Below are 21,933 nucleotides of genomic sequence, written 5' to 3'. Positions count from 1 at the left end.
CCGAGAGGAATGAGGGGCGGCGAATGCTGCCAGACGCGGAGGGTCGTCGTCCCTCCGGGCAGGCGGGAAAAACACCCGGGCCCGTCCCCTATTCCTTGGAGCGGGCCCCACCCGCACATTCCCCGCGGTGGGGCCCCTCGCAGCGTGCGCTAACGCTGCGGCTGGCCCAGCACCGGCGCCGGTACAGGCGTGGGCGCTGGCGCGGCGGGCGGGGCAGCGGGCGTCACCGCGACGTCCTGGGCCAGCGCGTCCACGTCGTGGAAGCCCTTGGCGCTCACCTCGGCGCCCCGGTACAGGGCCCAGCCCGGCAGGCCGCGCTGGTAGGCGCGCGTCATGTGCCAGAGCTGAAGTCCACTGTTGGAAACGAACAGGTACATCGACCGCTTCGGGTTCCAGGGGTTCGGCAGCGCCACGGCCAGGCCATCATCCGGGCGGCCGTACGTCTTGCCCTGCCAGCGGAAGTAGCGCCGCCCCAGCTCCACGGGGAGCTTCTTCTCGGTCGCCAGCCGCGCCAGCAGCGCGTTGTCCTCCGCGCCGCCGAAGAGGACCAGGTCCCGGTCCGCCAGCTCCGCGTCCGTCACCTCGGCGTCCGGCTTGATGGGCATCAGGTACTCCACGAACGCGTCCGCCAGCACCTCCCGGTAGCCCAGCGCCAGCGTGCGCATGGACTCCGTCTGGCGCGCCGTGCCGTGCACCAGGAGCAGCTTCTCCCAGGCGTCGAGCTGGTTCGACAGCGTCTGGTGGTGCTCGCGCGGCACCGGGATGTCATTGCCGGCGTTGAACACCACGCGGACGGGCGGCTCCGCAGTGCGGAAGGTGAACGTCTCGTTGAGGCCCTTCACCTCCACGCGCTCCAGCGTGGCGCCCTTCGCGGTGCGCACCTCCACCATCGCAACGAAGTGCCAGGGGCGCGAGCCGGGCTGCTCCACCTTCAGCGTCACCTCGTAGCCGTCCTTCACCTGCGCGGCGCTGGCACGGATGCGCGGCTGCGGCAGTCCGGTCTGCTCCACCCACTGCGACACGAAGAGGCCCACGTCCCTGCCGGTGGCCTCCAGCACCGCGCGCTTGAAGTCCGCGGTGGTGACGTTCTTGTTGGCGTAGCGGCCATGCAGGGCGTTCATCGCCTTGGAGAAGTGGGCGTTGCCCAGCAGCAGCCGGAGCTGGTGCAGCAGGAACGTGCCCTTGATGCGCGGCAGCATGTAGGCGCCGTAGCGGCCGTAGTCCGTCTTCGCGGAGGCCGGCACCACGTCCGCCTCGCGCGAGGTGGTGAAGAGGTAGCGCGCGTTGAGGTCGGCCAGCGCGTTGCGCTGGTACTCGAAGGCCTTGTCGGACGTGTCTCCGTCGGCCGGCAAGTCCTTGAGCAGCTTCCAATACGCGGCGGTGCCGCTGACCAGCCAGTTCTCCCCATCCGTCGCGGGAAACACGGTGTTGGCCCACAGCAGGGGCCTGCCAAAGACGAACGCGTCCTTCACCTTCGACACGTCGCGCTTGAGGGCGGCGGGCTCGGCGGGAGCCGTCCAGCCCTTGCGAGCGGCCTCCAGCTTCTCCGCGACGACGACGGGGCTGAAGGCCGTGTAGCCCAGCGACAGGTGCGGCGTGGCGCCAGGCAGGTCGGGAATCCACCGGCCCCCCACCATCTTCTCGCGCAGCGTCGTCTTGCCGTAGTGGGCCAGGAACATCAGCTTCTGGGCCATCTCCGACGTGGTGACCTTGCCGTCACACGCGTGGGGCCGGTTGATGGGGCTGGAGGCCATCATCCGGATGGCGGTGTCCAGGTCGAAGCCCTTCTTGCCGTGCTTCGCGTAGTACTCCCAGAAGGCGATGTCGCGGTTCCAGGTGTTGAAGGACAGGTCCACCGGGGCGTTGTCCGGGTTGGGCACGTACTCCTTGCGCACCTCCAAATCCCGGTTGTTGTTGTTGGCCCAGATGAAGTCCTTGAGGTTGCCCGGCGTGTCCCCGGCCTGCCCCTTGCCGCCGGTGCGCCACAGGCGCGTCTTCTTCGTCCCCAGCAGCAGACACGCGCCCTCGTCCGTCTTCGTGTCCGCCAACGTCCAGTCGTTGGTGTAGAGGCCGTTGTTGCCGTCCTTCATGATGCGGGCGACGTCGTCGATGGACGACGCGTACTGCGCGGCCTTGCGGATGCGGTTGCTCTGGGGCGTGCCATTCATGTCGAACGGCGACTGCCCCACCGTCGTCTCGCCAATGACGATGCCGGCGGCATTGACGTACCAGTCCGAGCCGCTGTGGATGCCACCCGGGAAGGTCTGCATCACGAAGCGGTGGCCCTTGGTGGGCTTCACGTCCAGCACCACATCCCAGTGCACGCCCGTGTAGCCGCCCCACATGAAAATCTGCCCCATGATGGCGCGGCCATCCGGGGTGGCGGACTTCGTGGCCACGAAGGAGGAGCAATGGTCCCCCTTCCCCGCCCGCTCCGCGTCCTCCTCCGCCTTGAGGAAGGTGCGACCGGTGAGCGGCGTGCCCGTGGCCCGGTTCGCCTCGGCGAGCTGCCCCGCGTCCACGGCGGAGTTGAGCGTGACGATGTCCAGCAGGTCCAGCTCGCGGTCCTTGAACTTCGCGCCCGCCTTGTTGGCGCCGTCCGCGATGCCCTTCATCTCCTCCAGGAACTCCGCGTCGTACTTGCGCAGGAAGAGCGCGTCCGCGAGCAGCCGCTGGTGGTTCCACCCCTTGGAGGCATCCGTCTTGTCCTTCTCGATGCCGAGCTTCTCCATGTAGCGGACGATTTCCTGCGGCACCAGCTGGCCGAACTGGTGGCCCCGCTCGTAGGGCTCGCCCTCGATGTGGACGTAGATCCACCCGCCCTCGTCATAGCGAAAGCCCTTGCCGGCCCAGCGCACCGACTCCAGCGGGATGTAGGCGGTGATGTCCTCCACCTTCTCGATGCGGACGTCGTCGAACCAGGCGGTGCCCGTGGCCTTGCCGTTGCGGCCCAGGTGGAGCTGCACCCGGTCCGAGGACTGGGTGGCGAAGAAGAGCACCGACGCGCGGCCTCCCGCTTCCGCTGCGGGCGCGGGTGAGCAGTTGGTGAAGGGGAAGCTCTTCATCGACAGGCAGGCGCCGTGCGCCGTGGGGTAGCGCGCCTGCGGGTCCGTCTGGACGCCTCGCGTGCGCACCCAGGCGCTGAGCCGATAGAGCTGGCCCACCTGGAGCTTCATCGCCTCGGACTCCACCGTTGTCTCGGCGCCGCCCACCGGGTTCTCGATGGCCAGGCCGCGAGCGCCCTCCACCTTCGCCGCGGCGCTGCCGGACGCCTTCCCCTGCCCTCGGGACTTCCAGAAGGCAGGGAGCGAGCCGGAGCCGCCTGCAATCTCGAAGTTCCCGTTGGGCACAGCGACGGGCGTGGAGGCGGGCGCGGCGGCCCATGAGGGTGCCGCATGGAGCGTGCTCGCGGACAGCAGCAGCGCGCCAAGCAGCTTGGACGTCATGCGAAAGGCGGACATGAGGCTCCCAGCCCGGAAGGGATACCGGGCGACGGGTAGAGGTGGCCGGGGCGCATGACACCCCCGCCCTCCCCGAGCGTCAATCGCGATGAACCACGACACGGCGATGACGCACGGCGGCTACCGCGCTGTCCGCATGTCCGTCCCTCAGCGAAGGACCCAGGCGCTCGTGCGGAGCAGCAGCCGGGCCGCGCGCCGCACGGTGTCCACGTGGCGCGCCGCGGTCGCTGGCGGGGTGACCGGCGCATCCCAGTCGAAGGTACGGAGCCGGTTCAGGAAGCCCTGTTGGACGCAGCCCTCCAGGCTGAAGACGTGGAGGTCATGCGTCCAGCGCACCGCCAGACGCAGGTCGCGTGAGAACTCCGTCCAATCCAGGGGCTTCGCGGCGAAGGCGCCGGGGAGCTCCACGCCCCCGCCAGTGACGCCCACCGCCAGGGACTGACTTCCGGGCCCGTAGCTCCAGAGCACGGAGGGGCCATGGGGCCGCAGGAAGCTGGTGTAGAGCATGAGGACCTCGCGGTCCGCCGGCAGGTCGAGCACCCCCGCCAGCCGCTGCACCAGCGTGGAGCGCGACTCCCGCTCGTCCACGATGATGGGGAACTGGTAGGCATCCACCCGGTAGCCGTCCGCGCGGATGCGCTCCATCAGCCGCGCGTACCCTGCCCTCGCGTCCCGGATGCGGTGCCCCTGCACGAGCCTGGGCAGGATTTCGCCCAGTTGCCGCCACCCGCCCTCCATCCACCGTCGCAGCTCGCGGATGTCCGGCTCGATGTCCAGCCCCACGCCCTCCCACGTCAAGTGGTGCTCGGCCGTCCACGCCTGGAAGGCCTCGTAGCGCGCCGTGGCCTGCGCCACATTGCCCGCATGGAACCAGTAGCCCTCGTCGGTGGGCAGCAGCAGCCACGCCGTGACGGGAATGCCCATCCGGTTCAGCCGCTGGACCACCTGGGCCCGCTCCGGCCCCAGATCGAGCAGGCCCAGGCTCACCCCGGCATCCAGCGCCACCAGGTCCTCCTCGACGCCAGGAGTGGCGAATAGCTCACGCAGAGGCTCCGCCTCCAGCTCGCAAAAGAAGGTCAGCATGTGAGGTTTCATGTCAGCCTCGCGCCTCCCCGCGCACCGCTCGACGTCCGTGAGCCATACCACCGTGAAGGAGCAACATGGAGTTCCACAAGGGCCGGCTGTTCGATCACGTCCATCTGTGCCTCCAGGACCTCGATGCCAGCAAGCAATTCTATCGCGCGGTGCTGGTCGTGTTGGGCGTGCCCTTCTTCAGCGAGAGTCCACACCACATCTCCGCCGACGAACTGTTCGTCGACCGGGGTTCGTCCTGGCCCCGGATGGGAACAACCTCGAGGCCGTGTTCCATGGCCCGGTGACGCGCTCGTCAGATTCCGTGGTGATGAAACCAGCGTTCTGACGCGGAGCATATGCCTGGCCGCGAACCGGCGGTGGTGTCTTCCGGTTCGCACCCGCGGCCGTACGCCGCTGGACGCTCGGGCGCTCGGGGCGTCAGAAGCTGGACGGGATGTACCGCGCGCTGACGCGAGGGTGACGTGCGATGATTACGAGCAGGTCATGGCGTCCCCAGATGGCACTGACACCTTGCTCCTCATCGAGAGCGTCAAGCCCCGGCTCCGAGGCATCTCCCACGCCGTGGCCTTCGTGGCGGCGCTGCTCGGGTGCATCCAACTAGCGCTGATGCCGGTGCGCGGCCCCCAGTACCTGGCCGACCTCGTGTTCGGTGGCAGCCTGGTGCTGATGTTCGGCGTGAGCGCCACCTACCACCGCTTCACCTGGGGCATGGACGCGTACCGGCGCATCCAGCGCTTCGACCACGCGGCCATCTACATCCTCATCGCGGGCTCATTCACGCCCATGGCCACGCTGGACACCACGGGTGACACCAGCCTGTATCTGCTCTGGTTGATGTGGATCGCCGCGCTGACGGGCGCGGGCCTCACGCTCCTGGGCGTGCACACCTCGCGAGGGCTGCGCTCCGCGCTCTACGTCGCGCTGGGCGCCGTGGCCGCGCCGGTGATGCTGCGGCTACCCGAGGTGATTGGCTCCGGGCGCGTCGCGTGGCTCGTGCTGGGCGGCGTGCTCTACACCGTGGGCGCGGTCATCTATGCGCGCCGCTGGCCCGACCCGATTCCCACCGTCTTCGGCTACCACGAAATCTTCCACCTGCTCGTCGTGGCCGCGGCGGGCGTGCACTACGCCGTCATCCTGGACATCGTCGGCAGCGCCTGACGCCGGTGTGACGGCGCTATCGCCGGTGGCAGCTGTCGTAGGGCCATTCCCGCTCGCGCTCACAGCGGACGAAACAGGCGTAGCAGTCTCCCACCCATCGTCCCCTCCCCGCGTCCTTGCACCGGGCATGGGTGTCCACGCAGCGCCGCTTCCATCCCGCCTTCGCGCCGACGTCCCGACTCGCCTCGTGCTCCTTCGCCACGGCCTGGATTTCCGCCAGGTACACGACGGCTTCCGAGGCGGAGAGGCCGCACAACTCAGGCTGCGCCGGATGACGTTGGAGGCAACACGAGATGGTGTCGAGACACGCCGTGGCGGGCGTGGAGGCTTCGCGACGGCTGACAGCGCCCGTGGCGCCGCTGGCGCAGCCCAGCGACAGGCTCACGAGCACGATGAGGAGGGACGCGGAGAGGTTCGGCATGGAAGAGGCCTAGAACACGAGGCCCCTTCCACCGACCATCACCCTGGATGGGTATTCCCAGGGCGTCCGCGCCGCCTCGGCGTCCGCGGGTTCAGTACGACCAGGGGAAGCGCTTGAAGTCGCGCTTGCGCTTCTGGACGAAGGCGTCGCGGCCTTCCTGCGCCTCGTCGGTGCCGTAGGCCAGGCGCGTGGCCTCGCCCGCGAAGAGCTGCTGGCCCACCAGTCCGTCGTCGGGCAGGTTGAACGCGTACTTCAACATCTTGATGGCCGTGGGGCTCTTCGTGTTGATCTCCGCCGCCCACTCCAGCGCGAACTCCTCCAGCTGCGCATGGGGCACCACGGCGTTGACCATGCCCATCTGGAAGGCCTCCTCCGCCGAGTAGTTGGCGCCCACGAAGAAGATCTCCCGCGCCCGCTTCTGACCAATCTGCCGAGCCAGCAGCGCTGAACCGTAGCCCGCGTCGAACGACGCCACGTCCGCGTCCGTCTGCTTGAACACCGCGTGCTCCTTGCTGGCGATGGTCATGTCACAGACGACGTGGAGGCTGTGCCCACCGCCCACGGCCCAGCCCGGCACCACGGCGATGACGGCCTTGGGCAGGAAACGAATCTGCCGCTGGACCTCCAGGATGTGGAGGCGGCCCAGGCGCGCGGGGTCGGACTCTCCCTCCTCGCCCTCGTACTTGTAGCCGTCCTTGCCGCGGATGCGCTGGTCTCCGCCGGAGCAGAAGGCCCAGCCGCCATCCTTGGGCGACGGCCCATTGCCCGTGATCAGCACGCACCCCACGTCCGTCATGAAGCGCGTGGCCTCCAGCGCGCGGGACAGCTCATCCACGGTGCGGGGCCGGAAGGCGTTGCGGACCTCGGGGCGGTTGAACGCGATGCGGACCGTGCCCTGGTCGACCGCGCGGTGGAAGGTGATGTCCTTGAACTTGAAGCCCTCGACGGCCTTCCAGCGCGCCGGATTGAAGATGTCCGAGACCATGGTGTTCTCACTCGGGGGGGGAAGAGAAGTGGATGCGCGCGGACCCTAGGCGCAGCGGCAGCACCCGTCCAGGGATGCGCGCGCAGCCCGCACGGGCGCCATCTGTCCGAACCTCGCGGAAGTGCTCAGACTCCGGCCGGAGCTCTCCGTTGGGCGTCCTACAGCGACACGCGGCACCACCCGGGCCCTGCTTGTGCGCGGCGGGAAGACGGGTGTTCCCTTCCGCCATGCGAGTCCTGAGCGAGGGAGAACCATGCACCTGGACCCGAGGTTCCTGCTGCACCGACGCGCAGTGCTGACCGCGATGGTGGGAGGCGCGGCCGCCTCCGTCCTGGGCTGCCGGAGAAAACCGACGTCCACCCCCACGCCGGGAGGCGTCTACATCCCAGACGTGAAGTCGGGCGAGGACGTCTTCGGCTACGTCCAGCGGCTCCGGGGCGGCTTCGACGACACGCTCTACAAGCAGGTGCTGGGCGCGGCCAATACCTTCAAGGAAGGCGACGCGCTCGTGGGCGTCGCCGCCGCGGATGAGAACTCGCGTGCGAATGCGCGCAGGCTCTTGGGGCACACGCGGCTGGCGGACGTGCGGCGATACCCTTTGCACCAGGATGCGTTGCACGCGCTGAGCCTGGAGGCCGAGGACCCGCAGGCCGCGGCGCTTACGGCGGACTGGACGTTGGGACGGCTGAGGCGGTTCCTGCTGGAGTCCGACGAGGCGGCCATTCATGCCATCAGCCCCGGGCTGGGCAGCGACGCCATTGGCTGCGTCGTCAAGCTGATGAGTGACGCGGAGCTCATCGCGCTGGGAAGCAAGGTGTTCAACCCGCTACCGGGCAGCAAGGTGGGCGCGCGGGGCTACATGGGGGCGCGCATCCAGCCCAACTCGCCCACTGACAACGTGGACGACATCCGCTGGCAGGTGTTCGACGGCTTCTCATACGCGGTGGGTGACGTGGTGCTGGGATGCAACCCGGTGTCCTCCACGCCGGAGTCCGTGGCCGCCATCGAGTCCGCCCTGCTCGAGGTGCTGGTGACCTTCGGACTGACGGACGTGCTGCCCCACTGCGTGCTGTCCCACATCGACGTGCAGGCGGAGGTGGAGCGGCGGCAGCCCGGCACCACGGGCGTCTGGTTCCAGAGCATCGCTGGCAGCGACAGCGCCAACGCGACCTTCGACATCTCCGTGGAGAAGATGCTCGCCTACGCGGACGGGCGCGCCGGGCCCTACGGGCTCTACTTCGAGACGGGCCAGGGCGCGGACTTCACCAACGGCCACGGCCACGGCTACGACATGGTCCTCCACGAGTCGCGCAAGTACGGCTTCGCGAGGGCCCTGTCCCAACGCGTGTCCCGGGCGCGGCAGGGCGCGGCGCCATGGGTGCACCTCAACGACGTTGCGGGCTTCATCGGTCCGGAGGTGTTCCGCACCCGCGAGCAACTGGTGCGCTGCTGCCTGGAAGACATCGCCATGGGCAAGCTGCACGGGCTCACCATTGGACTGGACGTCTGCTCCACGCTTCACATGGACGTGTCGCTGGACGACCTGGACTGGTGCATCGAGCGCATCATGCCGGCGAATCCGGCGTACCTCATGGCGCTGCCCACGAAGAACGACCCGATGCTGGGCTACCTCACCACCGGGTTCCAGGACCACGTCCGCATCCGCGAGCAGTTCGGCTACAAGGTGGATGACCGGATGTGGGCCTTCTTCCAGCGCCTGGGCGTCATCGACGTGGAGGGCAAGCCCACTCGCCACTTCGGAGACCCGGTCTGGGTCTATCTCCAGTACCTGCGCGCGAAGGGCGACACCCGGCCGGAGCCGGACATCCGGGCGGACGCGGAGCAGCAGTTGTCGGCGATTCGTGCGCGCGGCGTGCCCATGGCGCGCGGGCACGGCACGCACCCGTGGGACCTGGAGCCCGCGCTGGACGCGGAGATGCGCCGTGTCTACGCGGACTCGAAGAAGAGCCTGTGGACGGAGCTGACGCCCGCCTTCATCAACGCCATGCCAGAGGGAGTGCGGCTGGAGTCGAAGTCGCAAGATCGGACGGAGTACATCCTCCACCCGGAGACGGGCGAGCAGCTCGACGCCGCGTCCCTGGAGGCGGTGCGCGCGCTGAGGGCACGCCATGCGGGACGGTATGACGTGCAGTTGATGGTGTCCGACGGGCTCAACGCGCTGGCCATCATGGACGAGGGACAGCTCGCGCCTTATCTGGAGGCACTGCGCGCGGCGTTGATTGCCGAGGGGTACCAGCCTGCTCCGGAGCACCTGGTGCTCACGTCCGGGCGCGTGCGCGCGGGGTACCGGGTGGGCGAAGCGCTGTACGCGGGCCTGGAGGACGCGGCCCGGCACCGGGCCCTCATCCACGTCATTGGCGAGCGGCCCGGCACCGGCCACCACACCTTCTCCGCGTACATCACCGCGCCTCCCGGAGCCGTCTGGTCGCAGCCCGGCAAGGTGGACCACAACATCACCCGCGTGGTGTCCGGGGTCGCGCTCACTGCGTATGCGCCCGCGCTGGCCGCGCCGGAGACAGTGCGGCTGCTTCAGCAACTGACGCCCCAGGGCGGGTGACGTCCGGGGGCAGCGACGTGAGTCAGACGCTCCGCCCCGGGTAGTGGCCACTCACACCGGCTGCGAGCCATCAAACGCCGCGTCGTGCTGCCAGTTGTGGATGCAGTCCTGCCACCGAGCGTCCCTCGGTTCATCGGCCGTGGGGCGCTCATGCGCGGGGTACAGCGTGGGTCAGCCCACGACCGCGGTGGCTTCAATCTCAACGAGGACGTCCGGCTCGAAGAGCACGGAGACGCCAATCAACGAGGCCGGCGCCGGCACGATGTTCAACTCCTTGGAGATCTGCTCGATGCCGGCCAGAAAGTCGGGCATCCGCTCGTGCTTCCAGTCGACCACGTAGATTGTCAGTCGAACGACGTCGCTGAACGTCGCCCCGGCCGCCGCGAGAGCGATGGCGACGTTGCGGTAGGCCTGCGCCACCTGTCCAGCCAGGTCACCCCGAGCGACGAGCTGCCCATCCGCACCGTACGCGACCTGACCTGCGATGTGCACCTGCCGGCTTCCGGTGGCGATCGCCACCTGTCGGTACACGTCGGGCTTCATCATTCCTTCGGGGTTCATCAGGGTGACAGGCATGGGGGCTCTCCAATGAGCGGGCGTGAGGGAAGAAGCGATTGCCGAACGCGTATACCGAGCCCACTGACGAACGGCGTTCCCCACTCCAGCGATGCGAGGGCTACAATCGAGCGCCCGCCATGAAACGCGCCCATCTGGATGAGATCTTCGCCTTCATGGCCGTCGTGGACGCGGGCAGTTTCGTCAGCGGTGGCCGGGCCATCGGGCTGACGCGCTCGGCGGCTGGCAAGGCCCTGGCCCGGCTGGAATCCCGCCTTGGGGTGCGTCTGCTCAATCGCACGACGCGCCACCTGAGTCTCACCGACGATGGCCGTGTCTTCCATGAGCATTGCCAACAAGTCCTGGCGGCTTTGGATGAAGCGGAAGCCAGCGTCGGAGATCGCACGGGCACGCCCCGGGGCGTCTTGCGGCTCACCGTGCCCGACGCATTCGGCAGACTGCATGTCCTGCCCGTGCTGAAGAAATATCTGCAGACCTGGCCCGACGTGCAGGTGGAGGTGAGCTTCACCGATCGCGTCGCGGACATCATCGAGGAAGGTTACGACCTGGCCGTGCGCATCAATGTAACCAGCACCGATACGCGACTGGTGTCCCGGCTCGTGGCGCAACATCGGGTGTTCGTCTGCGCCGCCCCCTCGTACCTGGCCGCGCGCGGCGAACCCCAGACGCTGGAGGAGCTCGCGACGCATGATTGCCTGCTCTTCAGTAGCCGGGGGCGACGACAGCGCTGGCGACTGCGCCCGAAGGATGGCGCCTATGTGACGGTGGAGGGTCGAAGCCGCCTACGACTCGACAGTGGCGAGGCCATCCGGGACGCGGCTGTCGCGGGACTGGGCATCGCCTTTCTTCCCAGCTTTCTGGTCGACGAAGACCTCGCGCGTGGACGCCTCAAGGCGCTGCTGCCGTCATGCGAGACGGAGGTCGTCCGGATCATGGCGTTCTACCCGAGCAAGCGTCACCTGCCAGCCAAGGTGCGGCGCTTCATCGACCTGCTGGTCGAGCAATAGCGCGCGAAGCCGCCCCACCTTCGCCCCGAGTGAGTACGCCAGCGACATCGCCTACTGACTCGGGGCGCCCTCGCCACCATGGATTGAGAGACGTGTCTCAGGAATCCGGGAGGCGGAGGACCTCCAAGCCTCCTGGGCGCGAGAAGTACCGAGCGTGCTGAGACTTGCGGATGCGGCAGGAGACCGAGTCTCCTGCCGCCAATTCGCGGGACTGGCCCGGCTCCGCCGGGACGTAGACTCGAATCGACGAGCCCTCGATGCCTCTCAAGAGATTGGCGAAGCCCTCGACGGCCTGCACGTGTGTGACGGCGAGTTCGAGAAGACCATGGTGTGGAACGTCACTCTGCGGCCGCCATGAGAGGACCTGCCCCCTCACATCGGCCCAGTTCTCCTGAATCTGCACCATAAGCGTCGCCCCTCGCGGCCAGCACTGCGCGCTCACTCAGGCCAGTCATTGACAAGCTGCTGCAGGACGTCTCTTGTTTTCTGCGCCCTGCTGACTTCGACATGAGCCGTCATTGACATCCCGGAAGGGCTGATGTCGGAAATGGACACGCAACTGTCACGCCCGGAATACGCACGGGAACTCGGACGGGTGCCGAATTCAAAGCGCGAATTACCAGAGCTACCAGGGAATGGATCCCCGTCGTCGCCCCGGTTGACGGCACGGTCCAAATCCTCCAAGGCATCCGCCTGAACCAAGCGAACTCGAGGATGGACTTCGTTCGTATTGTCCGGAATGGACTCATCCACGTGATACACGAGCAGTCCCGAACCAGGCAGGAATCTGTCGTACTGGTTCTGCTGGCGGTTCTCGACCAGGAAGTACTCGGAGCCCGGCACCCCGTTCTTCCAAAGCCTGTGCACCGAGTGCTCCGTCTTGACGTCGGTGAAGTTCACGCTCCTGTTGGCGGTGTAATTGACGATGGAGACCCATCCCTGCCTGGCCTTGCACCAAGCGGATGGATGGGCCGGGACATCGCCGTTGTTGTTCCAGCTTCCACCCGCCATCAAACACCAGTTCCCGAGCCCTTCCGAGGTGCCATCCGCGTCGTACAGGTCCGGCCAGCCGAACACGAGGTGCCCGATTTCATGGCAACAAACGCCGATCCTCGCATCCTCCGGGATGGTCAAATACCCGAAGATCTTGGCCCCCTGCGCATTGTGTTCCCCGCCGAAAAGAACCCACTTGTGCGACCAGATGTCGCCAGCGCTGCCGGTCTGCTCGGCGCCACCGCCTGAGTGGACCACGATGAACGCGTCGACGAAGCCGTTTCCATCGTTGTCGTAGGGCGCGAAGTCCACGCTGGCCGCGGCTTCGGCGGCATGCCTCGCCATGGTCCGCGCGTTAGGCTCCGGATTGTCAGTGCCCGAACCGCCCCCAGCGTACTGGGCCAGCTTCAGAGGCATGCGATACGGACCGACGACCTGCCCCACGATGTCGACGAGCCCATGACTCGCCTCGGCGAAATACTCCCGCACACTTCCTGTCGGGCTCTTGCCTTGTGAGAAGAAAAGGTCCTCGAATTGCTGCCGGCTTCGATTCATGGGCCTGTCTTCGAAGTCGACGAGAACGACGATGACGCGCACTTGCCCCCGAAGTGGCTGGCGCTCAAGGGCGAAGTTGCGGACGCGATTCGGCCCGGTGCCCAGCGGGAAATACGAGCCTGGGATGATAAGGCCGTCGTTCAACCCCATGGCGTGCGTCTCACGAAGGAGGAGCCGTCGGCCGAAGAGGCTTTCCGATACGGCCTGGATACCCTGGAAACGCTCCTTCATCCTGCTCCGGAGCTCTGGACTTGGAGGAACGCGGCAAAGCCGCTCGATAGGTGAATGACCGCTGCACATACGCCCCACCCCTTTCGCCAGGCCCGACACCAAGACACTTCTTGTCCTACTGTCTCATCCTGGTGCCTGTTTGAACTGCACAGTCAGTGCCAGAACCTTCTCGGCGAGATGGTGTGTCTTCGAAGCAACGCATGACTCGAACCAGCGGACGACATGGAGCGCGCAAAGGGCTGTGCACAGAACTGTCGTTGCACTCGGACTCATGAAGTGGTCCTGTGAACAGGGCTGAAGAGGGAAGATGTTTGGAACGACTGCCGGCCTGGGAGCCACGCCCCCCTCACTTGTCCAGTGCGGAACAGAAGCACCGCGACCTCTACGTATTCGGCTTTTTCTCGACCAGGCGCCTGCTGGGCGGCGCCCAAACGCTCGTGGCACATGTCAGACGCTCCAGGTAGGGTGGTGCTCACTCACGCCACCATGAATCCCGCCGAGAAAGCCGCCCTCTTCCTCGAGCGCCTTCGGGAAACCCATCCGGATGCGCGCTACGAACTCAACTGGTCCACGCCCTTCGAGCTGCTCGTCGCCACCATCCTGGCCGCGCAGTGCACCGACGAGCGCGTCAACCGTGTCACCGCCACTGTCTTCCCCAAGTACCCGGGGCCGCAGGCCTTCGCCGACGCGGACACCGCCGCGCTGGAGGAGGACCTCAAGCCCACCGGCTTCTTCAAGCAGAAGACGAAGTCCGTGCAGGCCATGAGCCGCGCGCTCCTCGACAAGTTCGGCGGTGAGGTCCCCCGCACCATCGACGAACTGGTGACGCTCCCGGGCGTGGCGCGGAAGACGGCCAACGTCGTCCTCAACACCGCCTTCAATCTCCCCTCCGGCATCATCGTCGACACCCACGTGGCGCGCGTCAGCCAGCGCCTGGGCCTGACGAAGAAAGACAAAGCCGAGGCGATTGAAGAAGACCTGATGAAGCTGGTGCCCCAGGATCAGTGGACCTTCTTCGGCCCCGCCACCGTCCTCCATGGGCGTTACACCTGCACCGCAAAGAAGCCGAAATGCGACGACTGCATCGTGAAGGATGTGTGCCCGCGTATCGGCGTGTAACCGCATCCCTGTCCGCTTGTGGGATATGAATGCCTTTTCGCGTCCGCTCCTGGGACGCGAAAAGACACGCATCAAAAACGGAGGAATTCGCAATCGATGTGGCTGTATGACGTTGTTCAGTCATCATGCCCAACGTCCCTTCCTCCGTTGCATCCGCGCCGCTCGCCGAAGCCCGCCCGGTCGAGGCAGGTGAGCGCCTGGAGCTGCTCGACGCGCTGCGTGGCTTCGCGCTCTTCGGCATTCTCATCTCCAACGTGCAGATGTGGTTCAGCGGCAGGGTGTTCCTGTCCCGGGAACAATTCGAGGCGTCCATCGCCAATGCCTCGCTCCTGGACACCATCACCCGGTATGCCTTCGAGGTGCTGGTCTCTGGGAAGTTCATGACCCTCTTCGCCTTCCTCTTCGGCCTGGGCTTCGCGGTTCAGCTCGGCCGGGCCGAAGCGCGAGGTGGCGGCTTCGTCCCGCTCTACGCGAGGCGGCTGACGGTCTTGCTGGTGGTGGGGGTCCTGCACCTGTTCCTGCTCTGGTACGGCGACATCCTCTCCTCGTACGCGCTGATGGGCTTCGGCCTGCTGCTCCTACGGCGGCGTTCGGACCGGACGCTGCTCATCATCGCGGCGGTGCTCGTCCTGGTGTGGCCGCTGCTCATGACCCTCCTCTGGCGGCTGCCGCAGCTCCTGGCGGACTCACCCGAGGCCGGTGCCGCGGTCATGGCCGCGGCTCGCGAGAAGTCCACCGCCATTCACACGCGGATGCTGACGGCCATCACCGGGGGAAGCTGGTGGGACGTGACGAAGACCAGCGCCGGGTTCTACCGCGACGAGTTCTTCACGATGATGCTGGCCGGACTGCTGACCTGTCTGGGCCGCTTCGCGCTCGGACTCTGGGCGGGACGGCGCGGCATCTTCCAGGACGTCCCCGCCCACCTGGGTTTCTTTCGCCGCCTGCTCGGCTGGGGGCTGGTGGCCGCGGTGGTGGGCTCCGTGCCCGGCGTCGTGGTGACGGTGCTCATGCAGAAGAAGGTGCTCACGCCGGAGACGATGCCCGTGTGGCTGCCCCTGGGGCTGGCGCCGCTGCGCAACCTGGCACAGGTGGGGCTCGCGGGCGTGTATCTGGCGGGCATCACCCTGCTCTTCCAGCGCGCCACCTGGCAGCGGGCGCTGGGACTGCTCGCGCCCGCGGGACGCATGGCGCTGACGAACTACCTGTCGCAGACGGTCATCAGCCTGCTCATCTTCTACGGCTATGGCCTGGGACAGGTGGGCAAGCGGGGCCCCTTCGCGTGTGTCGTCATCTGCGTCGGCATCTTCTGCGTCCAGGTCCTGTGGAGCCACCTGTGGCTGTCACGCTTCCGCTTTGGTCCAGTGGAGTGGGCGTGGCGCTCGTTGACGTACGGGAAGGCACAGCCCATGCGGCGCGCCGTGTCCGACACGCCGCCCGCGCCCCTGACGGCGTGACGGGCTCGACCTGGCGTCAGTTCGTGACCGCCGGGTGAGGAACGGCCACCCTCACCCGGAAACCGAAGCCGATCCAGAGATGGAAGGCGCGCTCGCGGAGGCTTTCGCTCCCCGAGCCGTTGAGCAGGCGTACATCCAGCTTGTCGTACTCGCCACCAGTGCCAGTGACGAAGAGCCCGGCCCAGAAGTTCCCGCCGAAGTTCTTGTCGAACCCAGCCTGGAGCGTGACGTCGGGCCCTGAGTAGGTGACTTCAGCCGCGGGTACCGAAAACGAGCTCGTATCGTAGCCAAGTGCCACCCCCGACCAGAGGTCGATGGGGCCCGCTGGGTTCCAGTGGTAGTTCCCCTGGAGGCCGAAGCGAAGGTTGCTGCCTTTGCACGTCCGCTCAGCGGAGCAGCGAATGCGCATCTGCGCATTCTACAGCAGCTTCGACGCGACCTTGGCCACCCAGTGCCAGTTGGACGACCTGGGCCAGGATGACCACGCCAATGCGCTTCAGGGGGCAACTCCGCTGACGGCGGGCATCCCCATGGCCGTACGACTCCACGGCCCCAACGACGTGGACGTCTTCTCCTTCTTCGCCACAGCGGGGCACATCTACGACATCCGCTTCCTCCCCGCCGTCTATGAGCGGCGCTTCAGGCTCACGGACGCGGACGGCAAGACGCTGGCGGAGACACAGTGGAACCGAATCGTCCATGAAGCTGCGTCGACGGGGACGTACTACGTGCATCTGCTGCCGAATGCATCCTGGGGGAGCGACATCGAGGTGAGGGTCGACGACCTGGGGACGGATGACCATGGCGGTACCCCCCAAACGGCCACCCGCGCGGATGTGGGGGAAACCGTCACCGGGCTCATCCACAAGGAGACGGACCTGGACGCCATCTCGGTTCCGCTCGACGCAGATGTGTTCTACCGGCTGTCCTGCACCCGGGCATGTACGCTGACGACGCGCACTTCCGGCGCCCCCCCTCTACATGCTGAAGGTCGAGGACGGCTTGTGGCACGTCCATACGCCGGCTTCGGGGCTCGTCACGTTCATCGTCAGCTCGAGGTCCATTCCCTACGCCTTCACGTTCAAGTTGGACCAGGCGAGCACGGATGACCACGGCGACGACGCCGAACACGCTACGCCGCAGACCGTTCCCGTGAACGTGGCCGGCGTCTTCGAGCTGGGCTCGGACGTGGACGTCCTTTCCTTCGAGTTGGAGGCGGGCCGGACCTACGTCGTGAGCGGCGGCAGAACGACCATCCGGATCCTTGATCCCCATGGCGCGCAGGTCCCCCTGCCGTACGAGGCGGGAACGGGGAACCAGACCTTCACGGCCCCATCGTCCGGGACGTATTTCGCGGAGCTCAAGTCTCAGCAGCCCTTCCTGACGCGTGAGACGGCCTGGAGTTTCTCCCTGCGCGAGCAGTGAGCACTTTCCCCGTCGCCGCACAACAGCGGGCGGAGGCCACAACGTGCGCTACCGCACCGGACTCAAGGGCCGCCTGGTCGCTGAATTCAAGGAAATGCGGGCCCGCCGACTGCCCGACCGCCAGGTGCGCTACGGGTTTTGAACCGGACTCCGTTTCATGGACGTGACGTGGGCGGCCCGGCCTGTGGCAGACTCTGCCGGACAATGTGGGATTGGATCCGCCAGCTGGCGGAGTGGTCGCGGGACGATGTTCCGTTCGCCGTGGCGACCGTGACGGTGTGTCAGGGAAGTACCCCCGCCAGGCCCGGCGCGAAGCTGCTCGTCCGCGCGGACGGGACGTTCCACGGCACCGTGGGCGGTGGCCACCTGGAGCAGCTCGTCCTCGCGGACGCCCGCGCCTGCCTGGAGAAAGGGGAACCCCGTGCGTACCGGTATCCGCTGGGCTCGAAGCTCGGCCAATGCTGTGGCGGCGTGGTGGACGTCTTCATGGAGCCGTTGAACCACGGCCCGCGCCTGTACCTCTTCGGCGCCGGCCACGTGGGTCAGGCCCTGTGCCGCACGTTGGACGGCACCCCCTTCCAGGTCCACCTCGTCGACGAGCGCCCCGAATGGGTCCACGGCGAGCGCATCCCCGCTTCGGTCATCCGCCACGAGGAGCCGTGGGACGTCTTCGCCTCGCGCGCTGTCTGGGACGCGCGCCGCACGTACATCGCGGTGATGACGCACCGGCATGACCTGGACCAGGACATCATCGCCTTCGCCTTGGAGAAGCCCGCGCGCTACGTGGGCCTCATTGGAAGCAACACCAAGTGGGCCCGCTTCCGTCAGCGCCTGGAGGCCCGGGGCGCGACAGCGGCGCAGCTGGCCCGCGTGCGCTGCCCCATGGGGCTGGAGATTGGCGGCAAGTCGCCTCAGGAAGTCGCGGTGAGCATCGCCGCTGGACTCCTTCAGCTCCATCACCAGGGCGCAGACACCGAAACTACCGCCGAGGCCCCGCCCTCGGAGACGCCCCGCCTGCGCGGGGGCTCGTCAGGAGAGTGAGCAACATGTTCGAGTTTCAGCTCAATGGCGCGACGGTCCGCGTCGATGGCGTCTCCCCCAACACCACGCTGCTCGACTTCCTGCGTGCCCGCGGCCTCACCGGCACCAAGCAGGGCTGCGCCGAGGGCGACTGCGGCGCGTGCACCGTGGCCCTGGTGGATCGGGACGCCCAGGGCAACCGGTGCCTGCGCGCCTTCAACGCCTGCATCGCCCTGGTGCCCATGGTGGCCGGCCGTGAGCTGGTGACGGTGGAAGGCGTGGGCAGCTGCGAGAAGCCCCACCCGGTGCAGCAGGCCATGGTGAAGCACTACGGTTCGCAGTGTGGCTTCTGCACGCCGGGCTTCATCGTCTCCATGGCGGAGGCGTACTCCCGCAAGGACGTATGTACCCCGTCAGCCGTGGCGGACCAGCTCTGTGGCAACCTCTGTCGCTGCACCGGCTACCGCCCCATTCGCGACGCGATGATGGAGGCGCTGGCCCAGCGCGACGAAGGACCGGCGCCCGCCACGGCGATTCCCTCCGCGCCGCTCGAAGGTCCCGCCGACCCCCTGTCCCCGCTGCGCTACGAGGCCGGTGGACAGACCTTCCTGCGCCCCACGTCGTGGGAGGAGTTGCTCGACCTGCGCGCGAAGCACCCGGAGGCCCACCTGGTGGCGGGCGCCACTGAGTTGGGCGTGGACATCACCAAGAAGGCCCGCCGCTACCCCTTCCTCATCTCCACCGAGGGCGTGGAGTCCCTGCGCGCGGTCCACCGTGGGGAGGATGGCTGGTACGTGGGCGGCGCGGCCTCACTGGTGGCGCTGGAAGAGGCCCTGGGTGACGAGCTGCCCGAGGTGAAGAAGATGCTCAACGTCTTCGCCTCCCGGCAGATTCGCCAGCGCGCCACGCTTGCGGGCAACCTGGTGACCGCGTCGCCCATTGGCGACATGGCGCCGGTATTGCTCGCCCTGGATGCCTCGCTCGTCCTGGGCTCGGTGCGGGGCGAGCGCACGGTGGCGTTGTCCGACTTCTTCCTCGCCTACCGAAAGACGGCGCTCCAATCGGACGAGGTCGTCCGCCACATCATCATCCCCCACGCCGCCGTACCCGAGGGCGGCCGGCGGCTCTCCGACTCCTTCAAGGTGTCCAAGCGGCGCGAGCTGGACATCAGCATCGTCGCCGCGGGCTTCCGCGTGGAGCTGGACGCGGGCGGCGTGGTGACGCTGGCGCGCCTGGGCTACGGCGGCGTCGCGGCCACGCCAGTGCGTGCGCGCCGCGCGGAGGCGGAGCTCACCGGGCAGCCCTGGACGGCCGAGACGGTGGCGCGAGCGCTGCCCGTGCTCGCGGAGGAAATCACGCCCATCAGCGACCTGCGCGGCAGCGCGGAGTACCGGCGGGGACTGGTGGCGGGCCTGCTGGAGAAGTTCTTCTCCGGCTCGCACAGCCCGGCCCTGGACGCCGCGCCGGGCTTCGACGCGGGTGAGGCCCAGGCCCCCGCGGACGCGGGACGCGCGCTGCGGCACGAGAGCGCGCTGGGCCACGTGACGGGCAGCGCGCGGTACGTGGACGACATGGCGCAGAAGCGGCCCATGCTGGAGGTCTGGCCGGTGTGCTCGCCCCATGCGCACGCCCGCATCCTCAAGAGAGATCCCACCGCGGCGCGCAAGGTGCCCGGCGTGGTGAAGGTGCTCATGGCCGAGGACATCCCCGGCATGAACGACACCGGCCCCATCCGCCACGATGAGCCACTGCTGGCCGACCGCGAAGTGCTCTTCCACGGGCAGATTGTCGCGCTGGTCGTGGGCGAGTCCGTGGAGGCCTGCCGCGCGGGCGCACGCGCCGTGGAGGTGGAGTACGAGCCCCTGCCCGCCATCCTCACGTTGGAGGACGCCGTGGCGCGGAGCAGCTACCACACCGAGCCGCACGTCATCCGCCGGGGTGACGTGGACGCCGCGCTGGACAGCAGCCCCCACCGCCTGTCGGGCACGCTGGCCATTGGCGGGCAGGAGCATTTCTACCTGGAGACGCAGGCCGCCTTCGCCGAGCGCGGTGACGACGGCGACATCACCGTCGTGTCCTCCACCCAGCACCCGTCCGAGGTGCAGGCCATCATCTCCCACGTGCTGCACCTGCCGCGCAGCCGCGTGGTGGTGCAGTCACCACGCATGGGCGGCGGCTTCGGCGGAAAGGAGACGCAGGGCAACGCGCCCGCCGCGTTCGTCGCGCTGGCCGCGTGGCACACGGGACGCTCGGTGCGGTGGATGCTGGACCGCGACGTGGACATGGCGGTGACGGGCAAGCGCCACCCGTTCCATGCCTCCTACGAGGTGGGCTTCGACGACCAGGGGCGGCTGCTGGCCCTCCGCGTCCAGCTGGTATCCAACGGCGGCTGGTCGCTGGACCTGTCCGAGTCCATCCTGGACCGCGCGCTGTTCCACCTGGACAACGCGTACTACGTGCCTGCGCTGGCGTACTCCGGGCGGGTGGCGAAGACACACCTCGTCTCCAACACCGCCTTCCGCGGCTTCGGTGGTCCGCAGGGCATGCTGGTGACGGAGGAGGTCCTGGCCCGCGTGGCCCGGGCCGTGGGGGTGCCGGCGGACGAGGTCCGCGAGCGCAACCTCTACCGCGGCACCGGGGAGACGAACACCACGCACTACGGCCAGGAGCTGGAGGACGAGCGAATCCTCCGCGTCTGGGAGGAGCTCAAGAAGTCGTCGGAGTTCGAGCGCCGGCAACGCGACGTGGCGGCGTTCAACGCCCAATCCCCCTTCATCAAGCGGGGACTCGCCATCACCCCGATGAAGTTCGGCATCTCCTTCACCGCCACCTTCCTCAACCAGGCCGGCGCGTTGGTGCATGTGTACCGGGACGGCTCGGTCATGGTGTCCCACGGCGGCACGGAGATGGGCCAGGGCCTGCACACCAAGGTGCTGGGCGTGGTCATGCGCGAGCTGGGCGTCACGGCGGACGCAGTGCGGATGGCGAAGACGGCGACGGACAAGGTGCCCAACACCTCCGCCACCGCGGCCTCCAGCGGCTCCGACCTGAACGGCGCCGCCGTGCGCGTGGCCTGCGTCACCCTGAGGGAGCGGCTGGCCCCGGTGGCCGTGCGGCTGCTGTCGGACCGGCACGGGCGCAGCGTGGCGCCGGATGCCCTGATGTTCGGCGACGGGAAGGTGGGCCTGCGCGGTGAGCCCGAGCTCGCCCTGCCCTTCGCGGACGTGGTGGAGGCGGCGTACCTGTCCCGGGTGGGACTGTCCTCGACGGGCTACTACCAGACGCCGGGCATCGGCTACGACAAGGCCAAGGGCCGCGGACGCCCCTTCCTCTACTTCGCCTACGGCGCGGCGGTGTGCGAGGTGGAGGTGGACGGCCACACGGGCGTCAAGCGCGTGCTGCGCGTGGACCTGCTGGAGGACGTGGGCGATTCGCTCAACCCCGCAGTGGACCGCGGGCAGATTGAAGGCGGCTTCGTCCAGGGCCTGGGCTGGCTCACGGGCGAGGAGCTTCGCTGGGACGCGAATGGCCGGCTGCTCACGCACTCCGCAAGCACCTACGCGGTGCCGGCCTTCAGCGACGCGCCCATCGACTTCCGGGTGCGGCTGCTGGAGCGGGCGCACCAGCACAACACCATCCACGGCAGCAAGGCCGTGGGCGAGCCGCCGCTGATGCTGGCCATGTCCGCGCGTGAGGCCCTGCGAGAGGCGGTGGCAGCGTTCGGCCAGGCCGGTGGCGACGTGGAGCTGGCGTCCCCTGCCACACACGAGGCGCTGTTCCTCGCCATCCAGAAGCGGCTGGCGCGCGCGGCGGCGGAGGGCGGGCGCGAGGCGGCCTGAGACGCCGCTCGGA

General features: G+C 67.9%; 17 protein-coding genes. 10 read left to right on the top strand and 7 right to left on the bottom strand.

Features of this window, described 5'->3' with window-relative positions; translation table 11 throughout:
- Positions 1 to 149: 149 nt before the first annotated feature.
- The gene (locus OZ403_RS16085) at positions 150 to 3,461 is read right to left on the bottom strand and encodes a C45 family autoproteolytic acyltransferase/hydolase (protein ID WP_268784555.1); all 3,312 of its coding nucleotides are present in this window, start codon (positions 3,459 to 3,461) and stop codon (positions 150 to 152) included.
- A gap of 147 nt (positions 3,462 to 3,608) precedes the next feature.
- Positions 3,609 to 4,607, bottom strand: a complete 999-nt coding sequence (locus tag OZ403_RS16080) for a hypothetical protein (RefSeq protein WP_140790885.1) — start codon at positions 4,605 to 4,607, stop codon at positions 3,609 to 3,611.
- Positions 4,608 to 4,621: 14 nt separating this feature from the next.
- On the opposite strand from OZ403_RS16080, the gene OZ403_RS16075 reads away from it, so the two are divergent.
- Positions 4,622 to 4,840 carry a hypothetical protein gene (locus tag OZ403_RS16075; protein ID WP_328285532.1) on the top strand — a complete coding sequence of 73 codons (219 nt, stop codon included), beginning with the start codon at positions 4,622 to 4,624 and terminating at the stop codon, positions 4,838 to 4,840.
- 199 nt (positions 4,841 to 5,039) lie between these two features.
- Positions 5,040 to 5,714, top strand: coding sequence for a PAQR family membrane homeostasis protein TrhA (trhA, locus tag OZ403_RS16070; RefSeq protein WP_174260044.1), 675 nt, complete (start codon positions 5,040 to 5,042; stop codon positions 5,712 to 5,714).
- Positions 5,715 to 5,730: 16 nt separating this feature from the next.
- Here the strand turns inward: trhA and OZ403_RS16065 are convergent, their stop codons facing one another.
- Positions 5,731 to 6,135 (bottom strand): hypothetical protein, encoded by a 405-nt coding sequence (locus OZ403_RS16065; protein WP_268784554.1) that lies wholly within the window; start codon positions 6,133 to 6,135, stop codon positions 5,731 to 5,733.
- Between the two features lie 91 nt (positions 6,136 to 6,226).
- On the bottom strand, positions 6,227 to 7,120 hold the full coding sequence (locus OZ403_RS16060) for a 1,4-dihydroxy-2-naphthoyl-CoA synthase (RefSeq protein ID WP_002640507.1): 894 nt from the start codon (positions 7,118 to 7,120) through the stop codon (positions 6,227 to 6,229).
- A gap of 253 nt (positions 7,121 to 7,373) precedes the next feature.
- On the opposite strand from OZ403_RS16060, the gene eutB reads away from it, so the two are divergent.
- A complete protein-coding gene (gene eutB / locus OZ403_RS16055; RefSeq protein ID WP_268784553.1) occupies positions 7,374 to 9,698 on the top strand; it encodes an ethanolamine ammonia-lyase subunit EutB in 2,325 nt (774 codons plus the stop codon).
- Positions 9,699 to 9,869: 171 nt separating this feature from the next.
- On the opposite strand, the gene OZ403_RS16050 is transcribed toward eutB, so the two are convergent.
- Complete coding sequence (locus OZ403_RS16050; protein ID WP_140790879.1) at positions 9,870 to 10,274, bottom strand: RidA family protein; 405 nt, start codon at positions 10,272 to 10,274, stop codon at positions 9,870 to 9,872.
- Positions 10,275 to 10,393: 119 nt separating this feature from the next.
- On the opposite strand from OZ403_RS16050, the gene OZ403_RS16045 reads away from it, so the two are divergent.
- A complete protein-coding gene (locus tag OZ403_RS16045) occupies positions 10,394 to 11,281 on the top strand; it encodes a LysR family transcriptional regulator (protein ID WP_140798254.1) in 888 nt (295 codons plus the stop codon).
- Between the two features lie 438 nt (positions 11,282 to 11,719).
- Here OZ403_RS16045 and OZ403_RS16040 read toward each other — a convergent pair whose 3' ends face one another.
- Positions 11,720 to 13,060 (bottom strand): M6 family metalloprotease domain-containing protein, encoded by a 1,341-nt coding sequence (locus OZ403_RS16040; RefSeq protein WP_140874785.1) that lies wholly within the window; start codon positions 13,058 to 13,060, stop codon positions 11,720 to 11,722.
- Positions 13,061 to 13,546: 486 nt separating this feature from the next.
- On the opposite strand from OZ403_RS16040, the gene nth reads away from it, so the two are divergent.
- Positions 13,547 to 14,179, top strand: a complete 633-nt coding sequence (gene nth / locus OZ403_RS16035) for an endonuclease III (protein WP_140790874.1) — start codon at positions 13,547 to 13,549, stop codon at positions 14,177 to 14,179.
- A gap of 125 nt (positions 14,180 to 14,304) precedes the next feature.
- Positions 14,305 to 15,636: a DUF418 domain-containing protein gene (locus OZ403_RS16030; RefSeq protein ID WP_140790873.1), complete on the top strand. Its 1,332-nt coding sequence runs from the start codon at positions 14,305 to 14,307 to the stop codon at positions 15,634 to 15,636.
- 16 nt (positions 15,637 to 15,652) lie between these two features.
- Here the strand turns inward: OZ403_RS16030 and OZ403_RS16025 are convergent, their stop codons facing one another.
- Positions 15,653 to 16,045 (bottom strand): hypothetical protein, encoded by a 393-nt coding sequence (locus tag OZ403_RS16025; protein ID WP_237078318.1) that lies wholly within the window; start codon positions 16,043 to 16,045, stop codon positions 15,653 to 15,655.
- On the opposite strand from OZ403_RS16025, the gene OZ403_RS16020 reads away from it, so the two are divergent.
- The 4 genes from OZ403_RS16020 to xdhB all read left to right on the top strand — a co-directional run bounded on the left by OZ403_RS16020 (position 16,038) and on the right by xdhB (position 21,920).
- Positions 16,038 to 16,745 carry a hypothetical protein gene (locus tag OZ403_RS16020; RefSeq protein WP_268784552.1) on the top strand — a complete coding sequence of 236 codons (708 nt, stop codon included), beginning with the start codon at positions 16,038 to 16,040 and terminating at the stop codon, positions 16,743 to 16,745. The genes OZ403_RS16025 and OZ403_RS16020 overlap by 8 nt on opposite strands.
- Positions 16,746 to 16,788: 43 nt before the next feature.
- A complete protein-coding gene (locus OZ403_RS16015; protein WP_268784551.1) occupies positions 16,789 to 17,061 on the top strand; it encodes a PPC domain-containing protein in 273 nt (90 codons plus the stop codon).
- A 261-nt stretch (positions 17,062 to 17,322) separates the two neighbouring features.
- Positions 17,323 to 18,102 carry a xanthine dehydrogenase accessory protein XdhC gene (xdhC, locus tag OZ403_RS16010; protein ID WP_268784550.1) on the top strand — a complete coding sequence of 260 codons (780 nt, stop codon included), beginning with the start codon at positions 17,323 to 17,325 and terminating at the stop codon, positions 18,100 to 18,102.
- 5 nt (positions 18,103 to 18,107) lie between these two features.
- The gene (gene xdhB, locus OZ403_RS16005) at positions 18,108 to 21,920 is read left to right on the top strand and encodes a xanthine dehydrogenase molybdopterin binding subunit (protein ID WP_268784549.1); all 3,813 of its coding nucleotides are present in this window, start codon (positions 18,108 to 18,110) and stop codon (positions 21,918 to 21,920) included.
- The last annotated feature ends 13 nt before the right edge of the window (positions 21,921 to 21,933 follow it).

Origin of the sequence: Myxococcus sp. NMCA1 (assembly GCF_026810205.1) — a bacterium.
Taxonomy (GTDB): Bacteria; Myxococcota; Myxococcia; order Myxococcales; family Myxococcaceae; genus Myxococcus; species Myxococcus xanthus_A.
This window is presented reverse-complemented; position numbering and strand designations above follow the sequence as displayed.

What these genes read in the sequence shown, in the direction of transcription:
- OZ403_RS16085 (WP_268784555.1), bottom strand. Translation starts at nt 3,461, where the DNA reads ATGTCCGCCTTTCGCATGACGTCCAAGCTGCTTGGCGCGCTGCTGCTG.
- OZ403_RS16075 (WP_328285532.1), top strand. Translation starts at nt 4,622, where the DNA reads ATGGAGTTCCACAAGGGCCGGCTGTTCGATCACGTCCATCTGTGCCTC.
- trhA (WP_174260044.1), top strand. Translation starts at nt 5,040, where the DNA reads ATGGCGTCCCCAGATGGCACTGACACCTTGCTCCTCATCGAGAGCGTC.
- OZ403_RS16065 (WP_268784554.1), bottom strand. Translation starts at nt 6,135, where the DNA reads ATGCCGAACCTCTCCGCGTCCCTCCTCATCGTGCTCGTGAGCCTGTCG.
- OZ403_RS16060 (WP_002640507.1), bottom strand. Translation starts at nt 7,120, where the DNA reads ATGGTCTCGGACATCTTCAATCCGGCGCGCTGGAAGGCCGTCGAGGGC.
- eutB (WP_268784553.1), top strand. Translation starts at nt 7,374, where the DNA reads ATGCACCTGGACCCGAGGTTCCTGCTGCACCGACGCGCAGTGCTGACC.
- OZ403_RS16050 (WP_140790879.1), bottom strand. Translation starts at nt 10,274, where the DNA reads ATGCCTGTCACCCTGATGAACCCCGAAGGAATGATGAAGCCCGACGTG.
- OZ403_RS16045 (WP_140798254.1), top strand. Translation starts at nt 10,394, where the DNA reads ATGAAACGCGCCCATCTGGATGAGATCTTCGCCTTCATGGCCGTCGTG.
- OZ403_RS16040 (WP_140874785.1), bottom strand. Translation starts at nt 13,060, where the DNA reads ATGAAGGAGCGTTTCCAGGGTATCCAGGCCGTATCGGAAAGCCTCTTC.
- nth (WP_140790874.1), top strand. Translation starts at nt 13,547, where the DNA reads ATGAATCCCGCCGAGAAAGCCGCCCTCTTCCTCGAGCGCCTTCGGGAA.
- OZ403_RS16030 (WP_140790873.1), top strand. Translation starts at nt 14,305, where the DNA reads ATGCCCAACGTCCCTTCCTCCGTTGCATCCGCGCCGCTCGCCGAAGCC.
- OZ403_RS16020 (WP_268784552.1), top strand. Translation starts at nt 16,038, where the DNA reads ATGCGCATCTGCGCATTCTACAGCAGCTTCGACGCGACCTTGGCCACC.
- OZ403_RS16025 (WP_237078318.1), bottom strand. Translation starts at nt 16,045, where the DNA reads ATGCGCATTCGCTGCTCCGCTGAGCGGACGTGCAAAGGCAGCAACCTT.
- xdhB (WP_268784549.1), top strand. Translation starts at nt 18,108, where the DNA reads ATGTTCGAGTTTCAGCTCAATGGCGCGACGGTCCGCGTCGATGGCGTC.